Below are 20450 nucleotides of genomic sequence, written 5' to 3' on the forward strand. Positions count from 1 at the left end.
CCCGCCCGGCAGCGCCCCGACCGGCGACACCCTGCCCGGCAGCGCCCCGACCGGCGACACCCTGCCCGGCAGCGCCCCGACCGGCGACACCCGCTTCGGCGACGCCCCTCTCAGCGCTGGCCCTCTCAGCGCCGGCGCCGGTGGCCGCATCCGGTTCATCGAGGCGGATCTGCGTGATCCCGCCTCGATCCTGACTCACCCGCAGTTCAAGGAAACCGTCGACCTGAGCCGCCCGGTCGCTCTGATCCTGATCGCGGTGCTGCATCTCATCCCCGACCAGGACCGGTCCCGCGAGATCGTCCACGAGTTGCTCGCCGCACTGCCCTCCGGCAGTTACCTCGCCGCCACCAGCCTCACCCTCGACTTCGGCGCCGCGGACACTCTCGAGCCGATCACCGGGCCCCGTTCCCCGGTGCGCCCCCGCACCCGCGACGAGTTCGCCGAGTTCTTCACCGGCCTCGGCCTGATCGGCCCCGGCATCGTCCCGGTCTCCGAATGGCTCCCGGAAGTCCCGGCCCACCAGCGCCCACCTGCCGACCAGGTGGCGACTTACGGCGCGCTCGGCCGCAAACCCTAGGCTTCCCGCACGGTCCGCCGACCTTCCTTCGGTACGCCCATCGAAGGCGCCGGAACCACACGGGACTTCTCCAGCGGCGCTGCCACGGGCCCACAGCGATGAGGCCGTGACCAACACGCCATTCCCAACGTCGCGACCCGCTCCTGCAACCCGCTCCTAAACGACGCGGTGGTGGTGGTGGTGGTGCGAGCGCCGCCCGAGCGACGAGACCACGGTCGATACGCCAGTGTGAACATCCCGACTCGCCAGTGGAACCCGCTCCGAAACGACGCGGTGGTGGTGCGAGCGCTGCCCAGTCGCCCTCACCACCACCACGTCTTCAGGAGTCAGCGGCCCCGAGTAGTCGCTGTCTCCTTGCCGGCGGCGCCTTCAGCAGCGCCCGCTTCAGCGGCGCCTTCCTCAGCCGCACCGCCGTCAGCCGCACCGCCGTCAGCCGCACCGCCGTCAGCCGCACCGCCGTCAGCCGCACCGTCCTCAGCCGCGCCTCCCTCAGCGGCGCCTTCCTCAGCCGCTCCGCCGTCGCCGGCTCCGGCGGCGGCAGCCACCGCCTTGGCGTCCGCGAGCGCCAGGCAGGACTGCAGGAGCGCCTGCTGCGCCGACGTCACCGCGTTGGCAGCGGCCCCGGCATCCGCACCGGCCGCACCATCCTCCGCGGCGCCTTCCTCGGCCGCGCCCTGCTCAGCGGCACCCTTTCCGGCCTTCTCCGCCTTCCCAGCCTTCTCCGCCTTCTCCGCCGCCTTCAGAGCCTTCGCGTACTTCTTGGCGAGAGTCTTGTTCTCCGCGCGAGCCTTCGCCGGGTTCTGGGCCGCCTCTTCAGCCTCCTCGGCGGCCTGCTCCGCACCGGCTTCCCCGGCAGCCGCAGCTGCGTCCGCGGCAAAGGTGTCACAGGCCGCCTCCAGAGCAACCGCCGAATCGACCGCGGCCTCCTCCGGCGCCTGCTGCTCCACAGGGGCCAGTTCCTCGCCGTCACAGACGACCGCGCCACCGTTGACCTGAACATCGGCACACTTCGAGACATCGAACTGCTGACCGTCCACGGTCACCAGATCCACAGCCTTCGTCTCGGTGCCCGCCGACGCGAGCTGCACCCCGGTCACCCCGCTGACCACCAGCACCCCAGCGACCACCACCGCGCCGATCGTCTTCCGCCGACTGTCCCCGTTCCGCCGGTACGTCCGCGCCCTCATAATCACTCCTCGTCGTTGGACGTCGATGTCATCGGTTGGGGGGCCATACGGGCACCAGCCACCCCGGGGTTCAACCCCGATCCCCGACTCCCTCTCCAAAACCCACCGCCCAAGTCACGAATCCCCAGCTCAAATCCCCCTTCCTCAGGCCCCGGAATTTTTTCCCAAAGCTTCCCGACCCGGCATCCCGACAGCAGTCACGCTGAGTACCCCGCCCTCCCCCAATCCGCCCGCTACGCTCCGTAATCCATACCAGCCGATCACTTTCCACACTCCCGCCAGAACGAACCCATCCCCAGCACCCCGCTCATCGGTGCAACCCAATGCGTCAACTCGTGGCGCCACCTTCTCAACCCCCTCGCCCTTTACCAGCCCTTCCCAGCCCACAGCCATCCCGTCACGCCCCGGCTCGCCCCGAGTCCCGTGGCCCCACTAGGTTCTGTCTCTTAGATCAAGGTGGCGATCATGGGCGTCGATCGTTGATGTGGTGTGGCGCGTGGTGATCTGACGAACGAGGAATGGGCTGTGCTGGCGCCGTTGCTGCCGGCCCAGCCGGTTCAGGGCCGACGGTGGCGTGATCACCGGCAGGTGATCAACGCGATCTGCTGGGTCAAGCGGACCGGTTCGCCGTGGCGGGATCTGCCCGAACGGTACGGGCTGTGGAAGACGCCGTATCAGCGGTTCCGGCGGTGGGCCGCCGATGGCACCTGGGCACGGTTGAAAGCCCAGGTCGTCACCCTGGCTGAACTCGATGACGACATCGACTGGGACGCCCAGATCGACGCGACGATCGTGCGTGCTCATCAGCATGCCGCCGGGGCAGCAAAAAGGGGCTCGACGTCGCCGGAACACAGGCACGCGAAGGCATCGGACGCTCCCGCGGCGGGCTGACCACGAAGATCCACACCCTGGCCGACGGGCGAGGCCGGTCGCTGGTCTCACTGATTACGCCGGGACAGGCCGCCGACACACGGCAGTTGATCCCGCTCCTCGACCGGGTCCGGGTCGCCACGCCCGGGCCTGGACGCCCGCGAGCACGTCCCAACTCGTTAACCGGCGACCGGGCGTACTCGTCACGGGCCAACCGGCAGGCGTTGCGGGACAAGCGCATCACCACGACGATCCCGCAGCCCAAGGACCAGATCGCCAACCGGCTCCGTAAAGGCCGCAACGGCGGCCGGCCACCAGCGTTCGACCCCGCTGCCTACAAGCGGCGCAACCAGGTCGAACGCGGCTTCAACCGGCGCAAGCACTGGCGCGGCGTGGCCACCCGCTACGACAAGCTGGGCGCCCACTTCCAAGCCACCCTCGACCTCGTCGAAATGCTCGACTGGCTCCGTGCCGTACCCGACGGCCTTGATCTAAGAGACAGAACCTAGTCCCGCTCGCCCGAGCCCTCGCCAGCCACACCCAGCTCCGTCACCCCGAGCCCGCCCCGCCCCGGCTCAGCCCCGGCTCATCGCGTCACACCCCCTCAGGCAGCGCCGCAGCCGTCGCGGGATCGCCTGCGATCGATGATGGGAATGCCTTGGGACCATCGATCCTGCTGGCCGACACACCGACGAAAACGGGCACGAAGAATCTGTTAGATCATTGTTCCAACAGACATATCAACCATTCCAACAATCGCCATAGTGGCACCCGCCACCGCTATGGTAGTAGTGGAATTTGGCATGATCGAATACTGACACTTCAGACCCGGACGCGGCACAATTGATTCATGAGTCAGCTGTCCTTCTTCAGCAGATCCGAAACCGCGGCCATGCGCGACCGAACCAAGTCACGCAACTATTCCCCGTCACACGACGAGTTCCGCCGCGAGCACAAGAGACGCCGCGACTGGGGCCTCCAGCGCCGCCATGCCGAGAAGCTCCGCCGTCTCCACCAGGCCGATTCCCGGACGACTTCCACCACCGTTCCACCAGCCCGCGCAGCCCCGATCCCGCCCGAACCGTCGCCGGTCCAGACACCGCCTTCCGCTTCGACTACCGCAAGCCCTCCGTCGACCTCGGGCACCCCAGTCCCGACAGCCCCGACCACTCAGGCTGAAGCGCCGCTCCGCCACGGCCCCGCCGAGGTCGTCAGCGCCGCAAAGCCTCGTGTCCCCCTTACGCTCTCCCTTGGTTCCGCCGCTTCGTCAAGCGGCCATCGCTCGGCGAATCGCCTCAGCCCGCCCCGTCCGACCGATGGTCAACGTTCGGCTCATGGTCAATGTTCGACGCGGACGGCATCGGCGGAATCACTGGTGACTCCGCACAGCACCCACAACCAGCCGGCCAGACCGCAACCGACCCGGGACCGCTCCGCGCCGGGACCCGCCCCTGGCAGTACTGATCGAAGGTGCCGACCACGACTGATCGAAGGCGCCGACTACGCGCGCCGTCGCCGACATCTCAGCGGAAGGGCCGACCGCACTCTTCCAGTTCCAGCCGACGGCTTATCCGGTCAGGGCGACAGCCCTCTTGGTAGGCGGCTGAATTGGTCGCGGGAGCCGGTCTTCACGTAGGGCCCTAGGGGCGGGATAAGGCCCGCAGGTTTCCGCTTCTGGGGAACTCTGGCCACTCCAGCCCACCGACAGGCTCGGCTGAGGAGGTTGACAGACCCGGAGGTGTGGTCACCGAATCTCGGATACGTGTGCGCTGCGGGAGCTTAATTCCAGCCGGTGAACGGGCACCTGGTTTCTTTGAGCTAGTGAAATGGCAGCCACGGCGTGAAATGGGGTCATAGCGCCCAGCGGATCGCCCACGGGGCGCCGACCTTTGCGATGATGCTGTTCATTCTAATTCGACGGTCCTAGCGAAATTAATCCGAGCACGGGAAAGTCGAGTGATCTCATAGTACAAGCGCTTTCCATGTGAGAGGCCCTATTGCGGCCGTCGGCTGAAGCGGAACCGAGAAGGCCGCTTCGGTCCTATTACCGGTGACTGACGGGCCGACGAACCGGACGATCAGGCGAGAAAGCTCGCGCGTCTTGCTCCCGACGGCGTTCGTGGTGATCTGGAGCGGGACCGTTCGCCGCGGTCTGCGGTTCATCAGCGGCAGCCCTCGACCGCACGAAGATGCCAGCGGCCAGCGACAGGTTGGCCGCACATGCGGGGCCAGGCTGGCCGCACATGCGGCAACGAACAGATTGGCCGCCTGGGTGGTCAGTTGAGGCGGGTGACGGTGCGGCGGGTTCGGAGACGGTAGGTGATCAGTAGCAGGGTGGAGCCGATCGTGATCAGGGCGACGCCGGCCAGGGCGATGGGCAGGGACGGGCCGCCGGTGATCGGGACGTCGCCGGCGCCGGGGGTCGGGGACGAGGACGGGGCTGGGGACCCGGTCGGGGAGGTGGACGGGGAGGGGATTCGCGGTGTGGTGGCTGTCGGAGACGGGGTCGGGCGCCGGGCCGGGACGACCACCGTGGAGGGGGCGGTGGCTTCGGCCGGTGGGGCGTCGGAGTCGATGAGGTCGCCGGCGACCTGCGCGGAGAAGGTGTGTCTGCCGCGGGCGACCTCCTCGTCGGTCAGGTGGTAGACGGCGGAGACGCACGGAACGGTCTCGCCGGGGGCAGCCCGGTTCGGGGTGCACGTGACGGCCGCGGGCAGACCGGTGACCCGGATGTTGACCAGGGTGACGTTGCCCTTGTTGGTGACTTTCAGGCTGGAGACGACCTGGTCGCGGGTGCTGAGCCGGCCGTCGCCGTCGGTGTCGGTCCAGGCGGCGGTCTGGCTGGCGTTGAGGGCCGGCGCGGGTGCGGCGACCGGCACGGCGGCCTCGGCGGTGTTGGAGGTGACGGAGCGGGCCGTCGTGCCGTGGGCGCCACTTGCCACAGCGGTGGCGGTGACGGGGCCGCCGGCGTCGACGTCGGCCTGGGTGACCTCGTAATCGCGGGTGGCGGCGCAGGTCGTGGCGGCGCCGGGGGCGAGGCGGGTGGCGGCGCAGGTGACGGCGACGGCGCGGGCGTCGGCGACGGCGATGTCGCGGACGGTCACGTTGCCGGAGTTGGTGACGGTGTACCGGTAGGCGATCAGGTTGCCGGTGGAGGCGGTGAGCGCGCGCATCCGGACGGCGACGGTCGCGGTCATCGCCAGGCGCAGGGCAGGCGCCGCGGTGACCAGGCCGACTCGTACCGGGAACGGGCCGAACGTGCGCGGGGTGGTCTCCAGCGGCGCCTGCCCGACCACCGTGATGTCGCCGGCGAGGCCGTCGCCGCTGTCGAGGTCCTCTTCGGTGACCGGGTACGGGCCGGAGGTGCAGGTCATCGCCTCCCGGGTGGCGAGCCGTGCGCCGGGGCAGGCCACCGGGCCGGACAGTTCGCTGGTGACGTCGATGCCGCTGATCGGCTGGTTGCCGGCGTTGACGACGTCGTGCCGGAAGCTGATCCGGTCGCCGGGGACGGCCTGGCCGTCGGGCGAGGAGAGCCCGGTCGGTGTGGTGGTGACCCGCAGCGACGGTTCGGGGACGAGCACCGCGACGACGGCCCGGGCCGGGCCGAACGTCTTCGCCGGCCGGCCGGGACCGTTGGCGGTGACCTGCGCCTCGGCGACGATCTCTGCACCGGCTTTGATGTCGGCCGCGGTCACGGTGTAGGTGTCGCGGGCGGTGCAGTACATCTGCGCGGCCGGGGCGAGCCGGTCGAGCGGGCAGCTCACCACACCGGTCAGCGAGTCGACGGCGGTGATCTGCTCCATCGTGACGGTTCCGGCGTTGGTGACCAGGTATTCGAAGCCGACGCGGTCGCCCGGTTCGACGGCGTTGCGATGGTCGGGCGGGGTGACCACGGCCGACCCGGAGACGGACAGTTCGGTGGTTCCCGCCGCGACGGCCACGCTGATCGGGTCGGTGCCGTAATCGGTGAGGGCGGTCTGGCCGGGGCCGCGGCCCTGCGCCCGGGCGGTTCCGGTGATCGGGCCGGGGCCGTCGACTCCGGCCTGGGTGACGGTGTAGGGCGCGGCCGGGCAGGTCAGGTCTCCGGCGGGCGGGAGCGGCGTGGCCGGGCAGGCGACCGCGCCGCTGAGCGGGTCGGCCACGGTGACACCGTTCATCGTCACGTTGCCGGTGTTCTCGACCCGGTAGACGACGGAGAGCACGTCGCCGCGGACCACACCGCCGGGCGGCACCGTGACGGTGTGGGTGAGCGACAGCGCGGGCGCGGCCGCGGCGACCGGCACCGAGGCGCCGGCGTCGACATGAACGGTGGGGCTGAGCGGCGCGACGCCGGTGGCGGTGACGACGGCGTCGTTGTGGACGGAGCCGCCGTCGTCGATGTCCTGCTGGGCGACCGTGTACGGCTGGGCGACCCGGGTCCGGCAGACGCCGATGACGTTCGGCGCGATGGTCGCCGGGCAGGTGACCCCGGTGACTCGGGAGTCGGTGACCTCGACGGTGCCGACGGTGACGTTGCCCTTGTTCTCGACCCGGTACTCGTACGCGATGGTGTCGGTCTTCCGGACCGGTGTCCGGCTGGGTGCGGGTACCACGGTGACGACGATGGCGGGGTCGGGCGCGGCGACGGTGACGTCGGCGTGGTACGGCCCGAAGGAGTGCAGGACGTCGAGACCGTTCCGGCCGCTCACGGCGGCGTTGTTCCGGACCGGCGTGCCGCCGTCGATGTCGTTCTGGGTGACCTGGTAACGGGAGCCGCTGGGGGTGGAGCACGTGTCGGTGGCGCCCGGCGGGAGGCTGGCGATCGGGGCGCAGCCGAGCGGGCCGACGGTCGGGTCGGTCAGCCGCACGTCGGTCATCGTCACGGTGCCGTTGTTGGTGATCTGGTAGTCGTAGTGGATCAGGTCGTCCTTGGCGGCGCCGTGCTGGCGGGCGGGGTCGCTGACGGTGGCGGTGACCACCACGACCAGGGACTCGTTGGGCGCGGTGAGCGGCGAGACGGTGGTGACGCTCGCGAAGGTGACCGGGAGGATGTTCGCCGCGGTCTGCCCTACCAGGGTCGCCACGTTGCTGATCGGGACGGCCGCGGAGGCCTCGGCGGCCGTCACCTGGTGGGTGACGGCCGGGCACATCACGCTCTGACCGGCGTCGAGGGTGCCGCCGTTGCAGGCGCCCGAGCCGGCGCCGGTCCGGCTGGCGGTCAGGGTCACGCCGGTGGCGTCGAGGTTGCCGGTGTTGGCGACGGTGTACTGGTAGGTGATCACGTCGCCCTGCGAGAAGCCGCCGGCGCCCGGCACGGCCGTGGCGGTGACGCTGAGGGCCAGCGCGGGCGCCGCCGGGTCGGCGACGATGCTGTCGGAGGCGCTGTTGTTGGTGCTGACCGGGTCGGTGCTGTCCGAGGCGACGATCCGTGACGTGTCGACGAGCGTGCCGGATCCCTGGGCGATCCCGTGCACGCGCACGCTCGCCGTGCCGTTGTGCGCGAGGTTCGGGATGGTCCAGGTGAGCGCGCCGCTGTCGTAACTGCTGCCCCCTGTCGCGCCACTGCCGGAGACGATCACCAGGCCGGCCTGCGGCTCTTCGCGGACCAGGACGTTCGCGGCGTCGGACGGCCCGTTGTTGGTCACGGTGATCAGAAATTCGACGTCGTCGGTCTGCACCACCGGGCCGGCGGTGACCGTCGTCTTGGTGAGCCGCAGCTCGGAGCGGCGCTCGACCGGTTCGGTGGTGGTCACCGTGTTGTCGGCGGCGTCCGGGTCGGGGGTGGTGGCGGAGATCGTCGCGGTACGGGTGAACACCCCGCCCGAGTATCCGCGTGACAGGCTGACCCCGTCGAAGGTGACCGTCCAGCCGGCGCCGACCGCCAGGGACGGGCGGGTGCACACGTAGATGCCGCCGTCGTGGTTGCTGCTGCCCGGCGTACCGCTGCCCTGATAGGCGCAGTTCTCGCCGTCCCCGGTGGACGTGGTGACGAACGGGATCGGCCGTCCGGCCGGGACGGCCTGCCGCAGCACGAGACCCTCGGCGCGGGTGGCGCCGTCGTTGTGCACGACGACCCGGCCGCGCACCGTGTGCCCGGCGACCAGGCCGGTCTCGCCCGGGGTCGTGTTGGTGAGGGTCTGGGTGACCCGCAGGTCGGCTTCCAGGTCGATGGTGAAGGTGACGGTGGAGGTGTCGTTGGCGGGGTTGGGGTCGCTGGTCGGCGAGATCACCGTGGTGCTGGCGGACAGCAGGCCGGCGGCCACGTTCGGCCCGACCGTGGTGGTTCCCTTGATCTCGATGACGTCGCCTTTGAACACCGCCGGCAGGGTGCACGCGCCGGCGGTGCAGTACTGCGAGGCCTGCCGGTTCACGGTGAACCCGACGGGGACGATGGTGTTGAACGAGACGTTGGTGGCCGGCCAGGGCCCGGTGTTGGTGACGGTGAGGGTGAACGGCACGACGTCGCCGGGTTTCGCCCGGTTCGCGCCGAGGACCAGCTTGACGCCGACGTCCGCTTCCGGTGTCCCGGTCTTCCACACCGAGTGGTTGTTGTCGGCGACGTTCCGTTCCGGTGTGGAGGAGCTCACCGAGACCGCGTTGTTGACCGTGCCGGTGCCGGGGAACGGCAGGGCGACCACGATGGTGACGGTCGTCGTGGTGCCGGGCATCATGTCCGGCACCGCGCACTCCACGGTCCCGATGGCCGCGGTGTAGGTGCAGGGGGTCGGCGACGGCGTGGTGCCGATCTCGGCGCCGACGAAGTTCGAGGTGTACGCGATCGGGTCGGTCAGCAGGATGTCGCGCGCCTGGGACGGCCCCTGGTTGGTGACGGTCGCGGTGTAGGTGATCGTGTCGCCGGGCACCGGGTTCGCCGGGGTGTACGTCTGGACCACTTTGAGGTCGGTCGACGTGCTGACGGCGGCGCTGACCGAGGTGCCGTTGTCGGCCTGGTTCACCTCGTACGTCGCGCTGGTGACCGACGCCGTGAGGGTGGCCTGGGCCGCCGGAGTGGCCTGTGGCACCACCGTCCCGGTGATCGCCACCGTGGTGGTGGCGCCGCGGGCCAGGACCGGGATCGCGCAGGAGACGTTCGTCGGCCCGGCGGGCGCGGTCGGTGTGGCCGTGCAGGTGCCCAGCGGGGTGGTCGCGGCGACACCGTAGAGCCCGTACGGCACCACGGAGGTGACCTGGACGGTGTTCGCGTCGTCGGGCCCGGTGTTGGTCACGGTGAGGTCGGTGGCGGCGGCCTGGCCGGCCATGATGCCGGGCGCCCGGACGACGGCGGTGATGCCGAGGTCGGCGGCCGCGGCCACGGTGGTGCCGGCGCTGGTGGAGACGGACGTCTGGTTGGCGTTGGTGAGATCGTTGAAGAAGGTCGCGGTGGCCTCGTTGGCGAGGGTCGTGGAGGCGGCGGCCGAGGTGACCCGCACCTGGTAACTGAACGCGCGGGACTCGCCGACCGGGATCGAGCCGCCGGTGCTCGCCCCGGCGCCGACCCCGGTCCGGACGCGGACGGTCCGGGTGGCCGGGTCGTACTCCCCGGTGTCGGTGTCGGTGCCGTCGGAGACGGTGGCGCTGCTGGAGCCGGTGATGCTGCGGATCGAGCCGGGCACGAAGGTGGTTCCGGCCGGCAGGTCGTCGCTGAGGACGGCGTTCTTGGCCGGGTTGCCGCCCCGGTTGCTGGTGGCGACGGTGTAGGTGAGCACGTCGCCGACGTTCGCGGCGCCGCCGCCGGACACGCCGGCGGTGGTGGTCAGGCAGGGTTCGGAGCCGAACGAGATGGCGTCCAGGAAGTTGCCGTACGTCGGCTTGTTCTGCGCCGCCGAGATCGACTCGAACCAGAACCGGGTGGTGGTCTGACCGGACGGGACGGTGTAGTTGCGCGACCAGGTCCCCCAGGCCGCGGAGCCGTCCTTGATCTGCCCGCCCTGCTGGACCGGCGCGTGGGGCGGGCCGATCTTGACGATCATCGTGTCGTCGCCGAGCCGGCCGCGGTGCTTGAGCTCCCACCGCAGCGTCTGCCCCTCCGTGGTCGTCAGGTCCTGGTAGACCGCGGAGACGAAGTTGGCGTTGAGCTCGACGAACTGGTTGCCCTGCCCGGCGGTGAAGCCCTGCCGGACCTCCCGCCAATGCTCGAAGAGCTTGTCCGGGGCGTTGGTCTTCCAGCCGCCCATGTCGGCCTCGGGCTCCAGCACCATCGTGTTCGCCGGGATGACCGGCGCCTCGAAGTCCCCGTTGGCGATCTTCACGGGGGTGGCGCAGACCGTCGCGGCACGCGCATCCGGCGGCCGGGACAACGTGATCGGCAGGACGTAGCAGAGGGTGGCGAGGAGAGCGAGCACGCCGGCCCGGGCAACGGCAGTCATCACCGGCAAGCTTTACCGAAAAACATCCTCACGTACGTTCTTTGACGGAAATGCCGGATGTGAGGACCAGCTTGCGCACGGCCGCGCGCACCACCCTCTTCAGGTCCCGCTCGTCCGGCTCGCCGATCCCGATCAACCCCACGATCAAGACCAGGTTCCGGTACGCGACGAGCGCCATCCTCCCCCGCAACGCCGGCCGGGACGCCGGCTCGTCCCAGCCGAACCGGAGACCCAGGGTGATCGACTCGTCGCCGAGTGGCGGATTCCAGCGCGACGGCTCGATCTCCAGCCGCCCGTCCGCGGTCGTGACGACCGGGCACTTCGCCAGCATCGTCCCGGCGGCGGCGACCAGGTCGGCGGCCGTCTCCTCGCCGGTGTCTGCCAGCGCCTCGGCCAGGACCGTCCCCTTCTCCGGGTGGAGGAACACCGCGATGGCGCTCCGGCCGGCCGCCGGGGCGGGCCGGGGCGCGGGGCGCCCGGCCGCGCACGGGTCTGCTCCCGGCCGGTGTGCGGCGAGCGCCGCGCCGAGCATCCGCCGGATGTTCCCGGCCTCGCCGGGAACATAGCCGTGCGGCACGTCATGTGTGGTGAGCAGCGACTTCGCGAGCGGCGCCGGACGAGAGGGCGGCGGGGCCGCGTACGCCGGAGTGGTCAGCCCGAGCCCGGCGACGACGGCGACGGCACCCACCAGCGCCATGGTCTTGTGTGTGGAGAACCCCATTCGCTCACGATATTCAGCGGTTCATCGGGCTTGCGATGATTCGAGCGATTCGCGGATCCGCTCATCTCCCGCCGGTGGGCGAGTGGGCGATCCGTCCGTCGACGACGGTCAGCAGAACCGGGGACTCGGCGAACTCGTCCGGACCGGCGGTGAGCGGGTCGAGGCCGAACGCCGCCAGGTCGGCCCGGTAACCGGGGAGCAGCCGCCCGGACGTTCCGGCCAGCCCGGCCGCGGCCGCCGCCTCGGTGGTGTACCCCTCGAGCGCCATCCGGGCGGTGAGCGCCTGCCCGGGCAGCACCGGCTCGACGCCGGCGGCACCGGGTGGGCGGCGCAGCCGAGCCGCCGCGATGATCTCCCGCGGGTCGAACGGCGCGATCGGCCAGTCCGAGCCGAGCGCCAGCCGGGCACCCTGATCACGCAGGTCACGGGCCCGGAAGGCGCGGTCGGCACGGGACTTGCCGAGCCGGGTGGACCAGTTGTCCCGGTGATCGGCACGGAGGTGACCGGTGCAGTGGGTGGGCTGCATACCGGCCGTGACGTCGAGTTCGGCGAACCGTCCGACCAGCTCGGTCGGCATCGTCTCCAGGTGCTCGACCCGATGCGGGACCGCGGAGGTGCGGGGCAGCCCGGCGTAGGTGTCCAGCACGTACCGGATCCCGGCGTCGCCGATCGCGTGCGTGACGACCGGGACGCCGTGCCGGTTCAGGACGGTGACGGCGGCGGTGTACTCGCCCGGATCGGGCCAGAAGCAGGCCGTCGACTCGCCGTGCGTGTCCGGTTCGTCGAGCCAGGCGGTTCCGCCGTCGATCGTCCCGTCGATCATGAACTTGGCGCCCTCGACCCGCCAGCGCCGCCCGGCCAGGCGCTGCTGGGCGATCACCGCGTCCAGGCCGTCGCGCCCCGAGCCGGGCATCACGAACGGTGCGAACCGCCACCGCACCGGCAGGTCCCCGTCGTCCTCCAGAGCCCGGAACAGGTCGAGGGAGTCGTCCTCGAAATCCATCGCGTTCGCCGCGGTCAGCCCGCACGCCGCCATCCGCCGCAGCAGATCGGCCAGCCGGGCCCGGCGATCGGCCGGCGCGTCCCGCGGGAGCAGCACCCGGACCAGGTCGAGGGCCTCCAGTTCAAGCAGGTGGCCGGTCGGCCGCCGGTCCGCGTCACAGACGACGCTCGCGCCGGACGCGAACTCCCGCGGCCCGCCGATCCCGGCCAGTTCCAGAGCCCGCGGGCTGACCAGCGCCGCATGCGCGTCGAACAGCAGCAGGAACACCGGCACGTCCGGCCCGAGCGCCTCCACCAGCGGCGCGTGCGTGATCGGCGCGCCCTCGAAGGCGTTCGGGTCGAGGCCCCAGCCCTCCAGCCATCCGCCCGGCTTGCGGCCGGCGGCCCGCAAGGCAGCCGTCAACCCCTCGACGGTACGTACGGACGACAGGTCCACTCCACGGGTGAGGCCGACACCCAGGACCGGGTGGAAATGCCCGTCCACCAGGCCCGGCGTGATGGTGGCCGCGCCCAGGTCGACGACCTCGGTACCCGGGCCGCGCCAGTCGCGGGCGTCCGCCCGGTCGCCGAGCGCCGTGATCACCCCGCCGGCCACGGCGATCGCGGTCGGCGCGCCCTCACCGGCCATCGTGCGGATGCGGTCTGCCATCAGGATCAGGTCGGCGCTGCTCACGCGTGGTCTCCTCGTTGCTGCGGTCCTCACCGGGTTGTACCGGCGCCGGCGGGACGCGGTTCATCCGCCGCACCTTCGCGCCGGCTGTCCGGGCGTACACCCGAGGTGGTCCACCGCTTGCGTCGATGGGAGAGGCTGTCCTCCTGACCTGCCGCCCTCTATCCTTCGGTTCCCTTCGAGCACCAGGAACGGCCTTGACGACGTCCTATCCCTGTCCGCACTGCGGGGCGCCCGCCTCCCTGCCGGACGGCTGCCCCCACTGCGGCGCCGGTCCCGACTCCGAGGCCGCCGAGGTGATCCGGCTCGACGGCGAGATCGCCGACCTCGACCGCCGCCTGCGCGCCGCCCGGATGGAGGTCGTCACCACGGAGCGGCACCTGCAGGCCGCCCGCGACCGCCGCGCCGCCCTCGCCGCCCGCGTCGTCGCCCGCCGCACCCCCACCCCACCGGCCTCCGCGCCGCCGGCCTCCGTGCCGCCCGTTCCGTCGCCGCTGCCCGTCTCGTCGCTGCCGCCCCGCGACATCCCGTCGGCTGAACCACGTCTCAGCACGATCACCGTGCAGAACGTGCTGTTCACCCTCGGCGGCCTGCTCCTGGTCGTCGCCGCCGCGGTCTTCACCGCCGTCGCCTGGGCGCAGGTCGGCGTCACCGGCCGGGCCCTGCTGCTGGCCGCCGCCACCGCGGCGATCCTCGCGATCCCCCCGTTCGCGGTGCGGCGCGGCCTGACGGCCGCCGCCGAGACCTTCGCCGCCGTCGGCCTGCTGATGATCCTGCTGGACGGCTATGCGGCGTGGACGGTCGACTTCCTGGCCGTCCGCGACCTCGACCCTTCCGCGTACGCCGCCGCAGTCCTCACCACGACCTCGGCCCTGTCCGTCGGCTACGCCCGCCGCACCCACCTCCGCGGCCCACGAATCGCCGCCCTGCTCATCGCCCAGCCGGTCGCCCCGCTGCTGGCAGCCGCCGCCGACGCCGACCTGACCGGCTGGTCCCTGTCCTTCCTGGCCACCCTCCTCCTCGACATCACCGTCCTCCGTCTGCGCTCCACCGCCGCGCCGGCCACTGCCGCGCAGCCGGGCACGACCGGAACCGGCGCCTCCCCCTCCGGCCTCGCCGGACCCGCCACACCCCCTCACCCGTCCACCGGCCTCTCCGGGCCCGCCACCCCTCCTCACCCGTCCACCGGCCTCTCCGGACCTGCCACCCCTCCTCACCCGTCTACCGGCACGGACGGCACGGAACCGGCGGCCGGGCGGCTCATCCCCGCCGATGCGGTCACGGTTCTCACGTACCTCTGCGGGGGTTCCGCCGCGGCGATCTCCGCGGTGACCGCACTCGCGGACCTCTCGCTCGCCACCACCCCGGCGAGTGCCGCCCAGGCCGGCGGGATCCTGCTGCTGACCCCGATCGCCCTGTTCGGCTGGGCGTTCCTGATCCGGTCGGCGATCGCGCAAGCCATCACCGCCGGTCTGCTCGTCGTCACCGCCGGGTTGGCCGGCGCCCGCTGGGCGTGGACGCTGCCGATCGAGTTCGCGAACTCCACATGGCAGTCGACCCGTCTCGCGGCGGTCGCCCTGGTCCTTGCCGCCGCGACCGCGCTGCTGCGCCGTTTCCGCACCACCGACGGCCGGCCACTGTTCATCCCCACCACACCGCACCCCGCCCACCCGAGCGGCGCCCCGCGATCCGGCGCCGTCACGCCCACCTCGCAGCAGACCGGCGCCACACGACCCGGTGCAGTCACACCCTCCGCACAGCAGGCCGGTGCCGCGCCGCATCGTCCCGGGCCGGGCAGTGGAGACGAGGGCGCAACAGGCGTCTGGAAGCCGCAGCCGACAGGCGACGGATCAACGGGCACCAGTGAAGCCGCCTCCGGCCACCGCGGCGGAAAAGATGCCCGCAAGACGATTCCACGGCCCGGCGAACCCGGACGGCCCGACAACGCTGGCCGGTCCGGTCAACCGGGACAGCCCGGCGAGACCGGACAGTCGGGCGAGACCGGCCGGTCCGGCGCACCCAGCCGCGACGCGACGAGTGGGCTGTCCGGCGAGACCGGGAGTGGCAGGACGGGCGGACGGGCGGTGGCGGATGTCGCCGGGTTCGGGGCTTGGGTCGGGGCGCTGCTGGTCGGGGTGGTCCCGGCGCTCGCCATGTTGGTGTCCGTGGCCGGTGCGGCGATCGTCAGCGTCGAAGCGGCTCGGCCGGTTCTGGGCACGCCCCTGGACGTGGCGATCGTACGGACGCAACCGGACGCGCTGGTGGCGGCGGTGCTGACTGTGGTGGCGTACCTCCTGCTGCTGCCGCGCAGCACCCACCTCAACCTGATCCTGACCGCCTCCGCCGGGGTGGCTCTGCTGCTGCCCTCAGCGTTCGGCCTGCTCTGGTGGGCCGTACCGGTGGCCGATGTGGCCGTCGCCGCGGCCGCGCTGGCGCTGGGCGCCGGGTCACGCACCACACGGGACGTGAGCTTCCGGACGGCGCTGTGTGGCGGACTTCTGCTGCACGCGGTGGTGACCGGTTTCGGTCATGCCGGGGTCGCGGCGGCGGTGCTCGCGGCGATCACCGTGCTCGGCGCCGGCGTGGGCGTGCTCCTGCGTTCCCGGCCGAGTGGCGACGATCTCGGGGCCGGCGGGTTCACCGTGGGTCTCATCGCCGCCGGTCCCGCGGTGTGGCTGGCGCTGCTGGCCGCCGACACCTCGGCGACGACCCGGGTCCGGGCCTCGCTCGCCGTCGTGGTGCTGCTGTGCCTGGTCGCCCACCTGGTCGTTCGAGAGCTGGCCGTCTACTCCCCGCACGCGCTGGGTGTCGCCCTGGCCGCGGCGGGCAGCATCCCGTTGTGGGCGGGAGCCGGCACCGATCCGGTCGCTCTCTACGCCGCCACCGCCCTGCTGCTGATCGCCTCCCTGCTGCCGATCCGCACCACCGGAACCATCGGCGGCAGCGTGACCGCCGCACTCGTCCCGATCCTGGCCCTGCTCATCCTGACCGGCCCCGACCTGGCCGTCGTCCTGGCCGAACCCTGGACCGCCACGAACGACATCTGGTCCGGGGTCGCACCGCACCAGTCGGCAGCCGCCTGGTCCTCGGTCGCCGCCCTCGCCCTGACCGCGGTAGCCGCCGCGTGGACCGGCTGGCTGCTCACCCGTTTCCCCCTGCTCACCGCCACATCCGGATCCGCCAACGGCACCACGGACCGCTCCACCACAGGCGACTCGACGGCTGAGAGCGGAGTCGGGTGGGGCGGCGCTGAAGAGGCCGAGACCGGCGCCGGCCGTAGCAGTGTTCAAGAAGCCGGAATCGACACCGGCCGCAACAGCGAAGAAGCCGCAACCAACGTCGACCGCAGCGGTCAAGAAGTCGCAACCAACGCTGGCCGCAGCAGCGATGAAGAGGCCGGAACCGGTAGAGGCGGCGATCAAGAAGCCGGAATCGGCGCCGGCCGGAACAGCAAAGAAGCCGTGACCGGCGTCATCAGAGGCGGCGGTGCTGTGGCGGAAGCGCCGTCCGGGGGCAGCCGCTGGAAGGGGCGGTCGCCGTGGGCGGTGGCGGTTCTGGCGGCGATGCCGCTGGTCGCGCTGGTCGTGCCGATGGTGTTCGCGGCGGCGCGGGCGCCGTGGCCGGTGGTGCCGATCGTGGATCTGGTGGTGGGGCTCGCGGGCCTGCTGGCGCTCGCGTACCTACCGCGACGTGACGGCCCGGCCGATCTGCTCACGGTTCTGTTCGGGGCGCTGGCCGCGGCCGGGGTCGCCGGGTCGAGCGCCGCGCACGGGCCCACGATGGTGGCGTTCGGCCTGGTCGCTGCGGCGGGCGCCGTGGCCGGTGCGGCGGGACGGCGTACGGTCGCCCGGGTCACGGGCTGGGCTGCGGGCACCGTGTCGGTGGTCGTTCTGGCGTACACCGTCGCGGACGCGGCGGACCTCGGCCCGGCCGCGCCGCCGTTGTTCGTGCTGGGCGCCGCGGCTCTGGTCGTGGCGCTGGAGTGGGTCCTGGCCTCGCACCGCCCCCGGGAGGCGGTGGCGCCGTTCGCCGTCGCCCACGCGTCCGCGCTGGCCGCGCTGTTGATCACCGATTCGCTGGGCTGGGCCGCGCTGGTCTGCAAGTTGTGGGCGCTGGTGCTCTCGGTCCGGGCGATGCGGCCGGGCGAGACGAGGGGGACCCGGTTCCGGTACGCCGTGGCCGCCGCCTGCGTCGCCCTGATCGGCTGGTGGCTGCTGCTGTCGTCCCAGGAGGTGGGGACCACCGAGGTCTACACGTTCCCGGCCGCCGTTCTCGCGGCCGTGATCGGCTGGTTCGCCCGCCGGAGCCGGCCGGACCTGCCGTCGTGGACCGCGTACGGCCCGGCGCTGGGGGCCGCGTTCCTGCCGTCGCTGACGGTGATCGCCCACAGCTCCGACGCCGATCCGCACCATCTGCGGCGGCTTCTGCTGGGGGTCGGGGCCCTGCTGGTGCTGTTGGCCGGTTCCCGGGCCCGGTTGCAGGCCCCGGTGGTGACCGGTGGGGCGACGTTGACGCTTGTCGCGCTGCACGAGCTGGTCCGGTTCTGGGACCTGCTGCCTCGCTGGGTGCCGCTCGCCGTCGGCGGCCTGCTCCTGGTCGGGGTCGCCACCACGATCGAACAGCGCCGCCGCGACCTGGCCCGTTTCCGCGCCGCCCTGAATCGCATGACGTGACGGCCCCGGCAGGACCGCGGGAACCGTCCCGATTGCGGTAGATCTTGTACGGCTGGCTGTCAAACTGTCTCAGCCGGCCGGAGACAGCCCAGACGACCAGCCGAGCTTTCCACCCGGCCACCACGGTCGTCCCCGGACGGGTCGGGACAACCCTGACAGCCGGCTTTTCCGGCCGGTCACCACGGTCGTCCCCGGACGGTTGAGACAGCCCTGACAGCCGGCTTTTCCGGCCGGTCACCACGGTCGGGACGGTCGTGAGGACCGGGCGGACGGCGGGCGGCGCGTCATGTCAGTAGACGTCGCGGACGTAGCGTTTGTCGGCGCTGAGCTGTTTCAGGTAGGCGGTGGCGGCCTCGTCGCTGAGACGCCCGTGGTTGACGGCGATGTCGTGCAGGGCGCGGTCCACGTCGCGGGCCATCCGGCTGGCGTCGCCGCAGACGTAGAAGTGGGCTCCGGCCTGCAGCCACGCCCACAGCATGGCGCCTTTCTCCCGCATCCGATCCTGTACGTAGATCTTGGACCGCTGGTCCCGGGAGAACGCCACGTCGAGCCGGCTGAGGATGCCGTCCGCGCGCAGGGCCTCCAGTTCCGCGGCGTAGTAGTAGTCGGTCGAGCTGCGCTGTTCGCCGAAGAACAGCCAGTTGCCGCCGGGCGCGCCGGTGATCTGCCGTTCGTGCAGGAAGCCGAGGAACGGCGCGACCCCGGTGCCGGGACCCACCATGATCATGGGGGTGTTGGGGTCGGCGGGCACCCGGAAGTGCGGCGCCTTCTGCACGAAGACCGGCACCTCGGCGCCGGCCGGCGCATCGGCCAGGTGGGTGGAGCAGACGCCTTTGCGGGGCCGGCCACGATGGTTGTCGAAGCGGACCACCGAGACGGTGAGGCTGACCAGGTTCGGGTCGGTGACCGGCGTGGAGCTGATCGAGTAATGGCGTGGCTGCAGTCTCTTGAGCACACCGGCGAGTTCGTGGGCGGTGACGTCGACGGGGTGCTCGGCGAGGACGTCGACCGCCTGCCGGCCCCAGGTCCACTTCGCCAACTCGCCCTTGTTGTCGGCGCGCAACAGGGTCTTGAGGTGCCCGGATCCGCTGCGTTCGGCGACGAATCGCAGCAGATCGCTGGTGACGCGGGTGATGTCGAGGTGCCTGGTGAGCGCGGTCTCCAGGGGTACGGTGCCGATTCTGTCGAGTTCGACCGGGGTGTCCGCGGCCAGCCCAGTCACTTCGAGCCATTCGCCGACAAGCGCCGCGCAGTTGACCGGCCACACCCCGAGCGCGTCGCCGGCCCGGTAGTCGAGGAGCCCGCCGGTGTCGAAGGTGAACTGCCGTACCTCCTTGGCCGATCCGGGCAGGCTGAGCAGCCGGTTCCCGACGAGCGAGGCGGTCAGCGGCGCGGCTTTCGTCGGCCCGGTGACGACCTTGGTGATCACAGCGGAGGTGGCCCCGATGGTAGTAACACCGCTAGTACTAACGCCGCTAGTAGTAGCGGAGGCCGTGGGAGCGGAGGCCGTGGGAGCAGGAGTGGTGGTGGGAGCGGAGGCGGTGGGAGCAGGAGTGGTGGTGGGAGCGGAGGCGGTGGGAGGGGACGTGGTGGTCACGGCCGCGAGGACGGCGGAGAGCCAGCCGTCGGCGGTCTCCTCGAAGTCGGGTTCGCAGTCCGCCCGGGGAGCCAACCGGACCGCCCCCAGTTCGGCGAGTCGTTCGTCGAGCCGCCGCCCGTGCCCGCAGAAGTCGTCGTAGTTGGAGTCGCCGAAGGCGAGCACCGCGTACCGCTGCCCGTCGAGCCGTGGCGCTCCGTCTCCCGCGAGGGAGTCCCAGAACGAGGTCCCGTTGTCGGGCGCGTCCCCGTCACCGAACGTGCTGGTGACGACGAGCAGGTCAGCCCCGGGATCGAGCAGGTCGGCGGCGGGCCCGTCCATGCCGATCACACTGACCTGCCGCCCGGTCTCGGTCAGCCGTGCCGCCACGGTCTGCGCGAACTCCTCGGCGTTGCCGGTCTGCGACGCCCAGAGCACCTGCAGGCGGCCCGCTTGCGGCTCCGCGGTGGGCGAGGCCGGATCAAGAGCTTGCGAGGGTACGGGAGAGAGCACTCCCGCGAGCAACCCGTTGACCCACATGGCCGTGGCGTGGTCGAAGGGCGCGCCCGGGGGCAGCACCGCCGGTCCGGGCCGTGCCGCCGCGCCGGCCAGGAACCCGGCCAGGTACCGCCGCTGGTCCTCGGTGAGTTCCGGTGGCGCCGTGTCGATGCCGAGCGCCTGCCCGAGCCCTCCGGGCAGAGCCGCCCCGGCGAGTGCCGTCCCCCCGATCCCCCCGGCCCCGGCGCCGACCAGAGCCGGTTCCATCCCGGACGGCGCAGCGCCGGCGAGGAAAGTCCCGTTAGCAGAGGAACCGACAGGAGGCGGGCCG

The 20450-nt window shown here is 71.8% G+C and carries 8 protein-coding genes; 3 read left to right on the forward strand and 5 right to left on the reverse strand.

Annotated elements, in window-relative coordinates:
* On the forward strand, positions 1–577 hold a 577-nt coding region (locus tag Aut01nite_RS16255), incomplete at its 5' end, for an SAM-dependent methyltransferase (protein WP_204037556.1).
* A 326-nt stretch (positions 578–903) separates the two neighbouring features.
* Here Aut01nite_RS16255 and Aut01nite_RS16260 read toward each other — a convergent pair.
* Entirely contained in the window at positions 904–1764 is an 861-nt protein-coding gene (locus Aut01nite_RS16260) for a hypothetical protein (protein ID WP_236642477.1), read from the reverse strand.
* Between the two features lie 489 nt (positions 1765–2253).
* Here Aut01nite_RS16260 and Aut01nite_RS16265 point away from each other — a divergent pair.
* Positions 2254–3143, forward strand: a protein-coding gene (locus Aut01nite_RS16265) for an IS5 family transposase (RefSeq protein ID WP_373871497.1) whose coding sequence is annotated in 2 segments (ribosomal slippage) — positions 2254–2620 and positions 2620–3143 — 891 coding nt in all. Because the reading frame shifts where the segments join, the coding sequence is not laid out codon by codon here.
* A 1767-nt stretch (positions 3144–4910) separates the two neighbouring features.
* Here Aut01nite_RS16265 and Aut01nite_RS16270 read toward each other — a convergent pair.
* The 3 genes from Aut01nite_RS16270 to Aut01nite_RS16280 form a co-directional block, all read right to left on the reverse strand.
* Positions 4911–10979: a CLIPPER-2 domain-containing protein gene (locus Aut01nite_RS16270; protein WP_043521760.1), complete on the reverse strand. Its 6069-nt coding sequence runs from the start codon at positions 10977–10979 to the stop codon at positions 4911–4913.
* Between the two features lie 28 nt (positions 10980–11007).
* Complete coding sequence (locus Aut01nite_RS16275; protein WP_043521759.1) at positions 11008–11700, reverse strand: hypothetical protein; 693 nt, start codon at positions 11698–11700, stop codon at positions 11008–11010.
* Between the two features lie 61 nt (positions 11701–11761).
* Positions 11762–13375 carry an amidohydrolase gene (locus tag Aut01nite_RS16280; RefSeq protein ID WP_052163104.1) on the reverse strand — a complete coding sequence of 538 codons (1614 nt, stop codon included), beginning with the start codon at positions 13373–13375 and terminating at the stop codon, positions 11762–11764.
* A gap of 194 nt (positions 13376–13569) precedes the next feature.
* Between Aut01nite_RS16280 and Aut01nite_RS16285 the strand changes: the two genes are divergently transcribed.
* Positions 13570–18045 (forward strand): SCO7613 C-terminal domain-containing membrane protein, encoded by a 4476-nt coding sequence (locus tag Aut01nite_RS16285; protein WP_043521757.1) that lies wholly within the window; start codon positions 13570–13572, stop codon positions 18043–18045.
* Positions 18046–18334: 289 nt separating this feature from the next.
* Here the strand turns inward: Aut01nite_RS16285 and Aut01nite_RS43515 are convergent.
* On the reverse strand, positions 18335–20450 hold a 2116-nt coding region (locus tag Aut01nite_RS43515), incomplete at its 5' end, for a diflavin oxidoreductase (protein WP_239124603.1).

It is taken from the genome of Actinoplanes utahensis (assembly GCF_016862455.1).
Taxonomy (GTDB): domain Bacteria; phylum Actinomycetota; class Actinomycetes; order Mycobacteriales; family Micromonosporaceae; genus Actinoplanes; species Actinoplanes utahensis.

What these genes read in the sequence shown, in the direction of transcription:
- Aut01nite_RS16275 (WP_043521759.1), bottom strand. Translation starts at nt 11,700, where the DNA reads ATGGGGTTCTCCACACACAAGACCATGGCGCTGGTGGGTGCCGTCGCC.
- Aut01nite_RS16260 (WP_236642477.1), bottom strand. Translation starts at nt 1,764, where the DNA reads ATGAGGGCGCGGACGTACCGGCGGAACGGGGACAGTCGGCGGAAGACG.
- Aut01nite_RS16270 (WP_043521760.1), bottom strand. Translation starts at nt 10,979, where the DNA reads ATGACTGCCGTTGCCCGGGCCGGCGTGCTCGCTCTCCTCGCCACCCTC.